The 5172-nt window shown below is 40.8% G+C and carries 8 protein-coding genes; 3 read left to right on the top strand and 5 right to left on the bottom strand.

Going from position 1 to position 5172, the window contains the following annotated elements:
• Positions 1-159 precede the first annotated feature (159 nt).
• Positions 160-282 (bottom strand): hypothetical protein, encoded by a 123-nt coding sequence (locus BV372_RS38145; RefSeq protein WP_256973637.1) that lies wholly within the window; start codon positions 280-282, stop codon positions 160-162.
• A gap of 37 nt (positions 283-319) precedes the next feature.
• Between BV372_RS38145 and BV372_RS34460 the strand changes: the two genes are divergently transcribed.
• Positions 320-937: a hypothetical protein gene (locus BV372_RS34460; protein WP_086692013.1), complete on the top strand. Its 618-nt coding sequence runs from the start codon at positions 320-322 to the stop codon at positions 935-937.
• A gap of 123 nt (positions 938-1060) precedes the next feature.
• On the opposite strand, the gene BV372_RS34455 is transcribed toward BV372_RS34460, so the two are convergent.
• Positions 1061-1459, bottom strand: coding sequence for a type II toxin-antitoxin system HigA family antitoxin (locus BV372_RS34455; RefSeq protein WP_086692010.1), 399 nt, complete (start codon positions 1457-1459; stop codon positions 1061-1063).
• Positions 1443-1742 (bottom strand): type II toxin-antitoxin system HigB family toxin, encoded by a 300-nt coding sequence (locus tag BV372_RS34450; protein ID WP_086692006.1) that lies wholly within the window; start codon positions 1740-1742, stop codon positions 1443-1445. The genes BV372_RS34455 and BV372_RS34450 overlap by 17 nt, the downstream gene beginning before the upstream one ends.
• 218 nt (positions 1743-1960) lie before the next feature.
• Here BV372_RS34450 and BV372_RS34445 point away from each other — a divergent pair, with 218 nt between their 5' ends.
• The gene (locus BV372_RS34445; protein WP_086692004.1) at positions 1961-2512 is read left to right on the top strand and encodes a DUF3592 domain-containing protein; all 552 of its coding nucleotides are present in this window, start codon (positions 1961-1963) and stop codon (positions 2510-2512) included.
• 214 nt (positions 2513-2726) lie between these two features.
• Here the strand turns inward: BV372_RS34445 and BV372_RS34440 are convergent, their stop codons facing one another.
• Together BV372_RS34440 and BV372_RS34435 are read right to left on the bottom strand one after the other, a co-directional pair.
• Positions 2727-3407, bottom strand: coding sequence for a hypothetical protein (locus BV372_RS34440; protein WP_086692003.1), 681 nt, complete (start codon positions 3405-3407; stop codon positions 2727-2729).
• A complete protein-coding gene (locus BV372_RS34435) occupies positions 3388-3843 on the bottom strand; it encodes a hypothetical protein (protein ID WP_086692001.1) in 456 nt (151 codons plus the stop codon). Before BV372_RS34435 ends, BV372_RS34440 begins: the two co-directional genes overlap by 20 nt.
• Before the next feature lie 344 nt (positions 3844-4187).
• On the opposite strand from BV372_RS34435, the gene BV372_RS34430 reads away from it, so the two are divergent.
• On the top strand, positions 4188-5172 hold a 985-nt coding region (locus tag BV372_RS34430; RefSeq protein WP_256973635.1), incomplete at its 3' end, for a phosphotransferase enzyme family protein.

Genomic DNA, 5172 nt, shown 5'->3' with positions numbered 1-5172 from the left:
ACCCTTTCCCTTTAACCTTTTCCCTTTCCCCCCTCTTGCAAAAATATATTTTTGCAAGAGCTCTAGTGTAACGCTTGCTGGCTGCATAAGGGAGCATTCAGATAGAGCTTTGTCTATGCGCAACAAATGTTTAAGTTAACTCCTGGCTAAAGTCTAGACTTATTTGGCGATCGCTCTTTTTGTTGGGTGAGTAAAGCAATGATGCGATCGCCTATTTTTAGAGTTTAACTCGGCTATAACAGTAGCGAACGCACTGGGAATAATGAACAAGAGAATTGTCATGTTTCCTGAGTGCCTGTAAAAAGGAGATCCGATTTGGATGGATGCTGCATATTGTTTGTATCAGACTCGCAAAAAATTTAAGGAGCAATGCCAAGAATTTTCTTGGAAGCAGTTCTTGTATAATTCCCTGATTCCTCCGTGGTGGATGGTTCTAGAACGCGATCGCAGATTTTGCGTTTTATATCGCGATCAAAATATTCTCTTGAGAAAGGGTATGGTCGTTTGGGGAAGACTAGTTCAAGCTAACAATTTGCTCTTTCAGCCGGGAAGGTGGGATCACCCAGCAGTGATTGTCTGTAGTCCTGCTCCAGTATTTGACAGCAATCTAAAAGAATTGACAAGAATCGCCCAAGACCTTTATGAATTGAAAGATAAAAAGCTTGAGCATCCAGAAATGTTAGATTTTGTAACTTTTGCTGAAGTTATTACTAATGAAATGGATTGTCCATTTAATATCGAAATTCCCGATTCTTTAACATTAAATCAACTCGTATATTTCACATCGATTATGGTATATCGAAAACATCTCCCTGGTGGATATTTAAAATCTGGTTGGTTTCCTGTTTTGATTGCTCCAGAAAAAACTCCTGCTGCCATGATTTTGCCATCAAAATACTGGTTACCTGAGCTACTAGATGTATGGTGTAATCATTAAAACTGCTATTTTGGCGTGCGATGCCTTCTTTTGTAGACCCTGCACGGCATTTACGCTTTTCAGCCTGGCTATTATGTAGCGTTGAGGTTGGATTGATGCAATAAAATGAGGGTATAAAAACTCTTAAATAAACAAACTAGGCGACACTTTAAAATACTCACTAAGTGCTTTCGCTTGTGCTTTACTAATTGAACGTCTACCATTCACCACCTCAGACACCACACCACTCGAACCAATTATTCCTACTAAATCTGCTTGACGGGTTCCACTAGCTTCCATAATATGTTGCAGAATTTCATAAGGTGCAGAATTATCCATAGGATAATTCTGTGTCTCGTAGGATTCAATTAATATTACTAGCAACTTGTATAAAGCTTGCTCTTCGTTTGTACGATTTTTCTTAAAAGTTAGCTCTTCTACTCTATTCAAGATGCGTTCATACTCTTCCTCTGTATCAATGGCCTTAGGAGCAACTTCACTTAATAGATTGCGATAGGCATTTTGGTCAAAAGTAAGGGTCATTTTTCCAGTTATCTTTGTCGTATTCAGCGTGTGTTAAAAAATATTTATAGTAAACGGCCTGGTTTTCATAGTCGATACCGACAATTAAGCGATAATCATTACCTTTAATATTAAAAACAGTAAAATTCCCCACTGCTTCAGCATCGCGATAAATTCTACGAACATCTTCTAAACTCTGCCAGTCTGCTTTTTTTACGGTTGCATACCAGTTTTCTATTTGCTGTTTGGCGTTGGGGAATTGAGCAGTATCAGTACGAAGTTTGCGAATTGAAATGAGATGCATTGATTTCTATAGTAATCATATTTATTAACCCATTAAATTATTATTTTTATGCTCTCATTTTGAGAGATAAAAGTCAATATGATTGTGTAGTGATATTTGTAAGGTGTGGCTTAACAACAGACCTTGTTGGATCGCTCATCTGATAGGGTGTATTAATTAGTACTGCTAAATGACCGCAGAACTAACAGCAGCTTTCATACCTTACTTTCAGGTGAGAGATGTTTTTCATCGAGTTTGTTTTATCAAGTCTATTACCAGTGTTGCCATTCACCATTATTGGCTTAATTTTGGTAGTCATATCTGCGCGATCGCTTTGGAAGTCGCATCAAGCGAAACAATGGGCAGAAACTATCGGTACAATTCTCGCTGTGAAGGTTGAAGAACGCTCTACCAAAGGTCGAAATCGGAAGTTGTACCAAATTATTGTGAGTTATGAGTATGTTGTCAATGGCAAACGACATCAATCTCAACAGTTGTTTGCTGGTGATAGTGGGGTTGCTAATTCACGGGTTTTAACTGAGCAAAGACTCCGAAATTATCAACCTAAAGCAGATGTGAAGGTTTACTATAATCCCCGCAAGCCGAAAGAAGCTTTAATTGAAAGAGAAATCGACAGCACCACCTACTCGTTACTGGCAATTGGTAGTGTATTGCTGTTGCTGGGGTTAGTTTTTGCTTTATTTATTGTGTTTAACGAATTAAAAGATTGCGGTATTACCCTAAACTCCACTCATCCCCGTTCTGGTGCGAAACCTTGGTGTTACCGTTGAGGCAGAATAATTACATATAGCTACTACAGCAACGTTAGCCAATTGTACGGTATTTGATAGTTTTGGGTAGCATAGAGCCTGTGTGATGCCATCAAGCATCAACTCTATATTTCTAGAGTTTTAATATGTTGAGAATAAATTCCTTGATAGAGCTTATTTAAAAAAAGGAGACACCTGATAACTTTTGAGTTCTGGAAGGAATCAAATTGTGCATTTAAGCCGATTCAAACACTCCTGGTGGAATTGGCACCAGTTGTGGAGTAGACAAGCAGGTTCCCTGTCTGTACCAAATGCCTTCAACCTCGAAAGCTTCAAATTGAGTAGTCAAGATTGCCCAAGCGCGTTCATTGAGACCTGCTGAGTAAGTCCAAGTAAATTGGTGATCGTTGTGTAATCGTTGCTCCAATTCAGCCAAATCTTCTGGTAGCCAAAATTTGGTCATTACCCGTTGAGTCGCAATCTCAGGAGGAGTTTGCAGCATCTCAATCATCGGTTGATTCACAATAATTTGCTTACGGTTATCTTGTCTGACGATGCTGATAGGACGTTCATTATCGGCAGCAGCAACCATGCGATACAACAACTCATCAGGGAGGTGCATCTGGCTGCAAAACACTGTACCGCCAGTCTGCAAGATACGTTCGGCAGTTTCGGAGGCTGTTGGTGGTTGTTGGCTTGCCATCCATCCGAAAAACTCGATTGGTTGCTTACAGCCACGCCATTTTATCCGTACCTTACCGTTAATTTTTAACGCTGTTTCACTAAGTGCCTCCCCGTAGCTTTGAGCTAGCTGTGTAGCATCGCGTTTGGTTGGGGCCAAAATTGACAGTCCTTCATAGGACATTTTATAGTTCCAGCCCGGTAAGTTGAGGATTTTAAGAATACTCACACTCATCTACTTTTACACTTTCAGAAACTCTATATACTTTTACACCCTTAGTATTGGGATACACGGACGGTTTATACGTTCCTTGCCAAATCTTCATCCTTTCTTGTTCTGGGATACCTAAAGCCGAAGTGATGATTGCAAAATCTCCTGGTGTCGGTAGAACTTCTCCTTCAGCCAGTGCTTGTAAGTTCTTGACTCCACAGCGTTTGAGCTTTGTCATGTTCAATCTGACTAGATCGGCAATTGTGGTTGGTACTTCTGGAGGTTTGTTTTTAGCACCAGAACCTGTAGTTTTGCTGATCCACTCTTGAATCATCTCTTCCATAGCATCGCTTTGAGATATATCCAAGCGAGCACATATGCTTTTGAACTCCAGGGCTAATTCCAGTGGAATATAACCACTGACCTGCTTGTAATCGTCAGAACGCCTTCTGTCAGACATATATGAGATCTTTAAGTTATATTACTTACTTCACATTCTCTCTTAGTCACCCGAAAAATTAAGACATTTTTTTATGTCTTTTTTAAATGACAGGTAAAGAAACAAAAAAGTTTTTTACTGGGGAAGTTAAAAGTCAACCTTTAGATTCCTTTACTTCATCTACTGAGTCGCAGGGAATTAACTTGATTTGACAACATCTTGAGATGTTGCGCGATGCTGCAAAGCCGCCGTCGTAGGCGATCGCAAAAACTGCAACACTTGTACACAGACCTAACGTGCAACTTAGGCTACGATGTCTCCTAATTCCTTTTGGTCCGTTACGTGGTGAGTAGTGCAGGTCAAATATGAACACGATAGAAGATATCAAAACACAAAGCAAAGACAATCTTTTTACGATTGCTGAACAATTTACGCTTCAGGGTCAGGTAAAGGGTATTCAAGCATTTGGCAGTGGTAATATAAATGACACTTTTTTAGTAACTCTAGATGCTGCACAAGAACGACATTTTATTCTGCAACGCATCAATACGCAGGTGTTTCGTCAGCCGCAACTGATCATGCAGAATATGTGTATCTTCACAGAGCACGTTCGCAAACGGCTACAACGCTCTCCCCTCAACCGCCGCTGGGAAATACCTCGCGTACTTTTTACCAAAGATGTACAAGACCATTGGACAGATGCAGATGGTTCTTTCTGGCGCGCAATCAGCTTTATTGCAGGTTCGCAGTCATTTGACACGATGAGCGATCGCTCACAAGCTGGCGAAGTTGGCTATGCTTTGGGGATGTTCCACAATCTAATCAGCGACTTACCACCAGAAAAACTCGCTGATACATTGGAAGGATTCCATATTACGCCACGCTACCTGCAACACTATAACGAAGTTCTGGCGACAACTTCTGTGCAGAAAACCCCAGAAGTCAATTATTGCTTGCAGTTTGTTAGCGATCGCCAAATCTTTGCACATATCTTAGAAGATGCTAAAGCTACAGGCAAGTTGCCACTACGTCTGATGCATGGCGACCCAAAAATCAATAACGTGATGTTTGATACTGCAACTCAGCAAGCCGTCAGTGTCATCGACCTCGACACCGTGAAGCCTGGCCTAGTACATTACGACATTGGCGATTGTTTGCGATCGGGTTGCAATCCCTCTGGGGAAGAAACTGAGGATTGGGAAAGCGTTTCTTTTGATACTGAACTTTGTCAAGGCATACTGCAAGGCTATCTCTCCGTAGGCAAAGCGTTTCTCACCGCGAATGACTATGCCTATATGTACGATGCTATTCGTTTGATTGCCTTTGAGTTAGGACTGAGATTTTTTGCAG

Source organism: Nostoc sp. T09, from assembly GCF_002154695.1.
Taxonomy (GTDB): Bacteria; Cyanobacteriota; Cyanobacteriia; order Cyanobacteriales; family Nostocaceae; genus Aulosira.
Note: the sequence above shows the minus strand (reverse complement) of the source record. Positions and strands in the feature narration are given on the sequence as shown.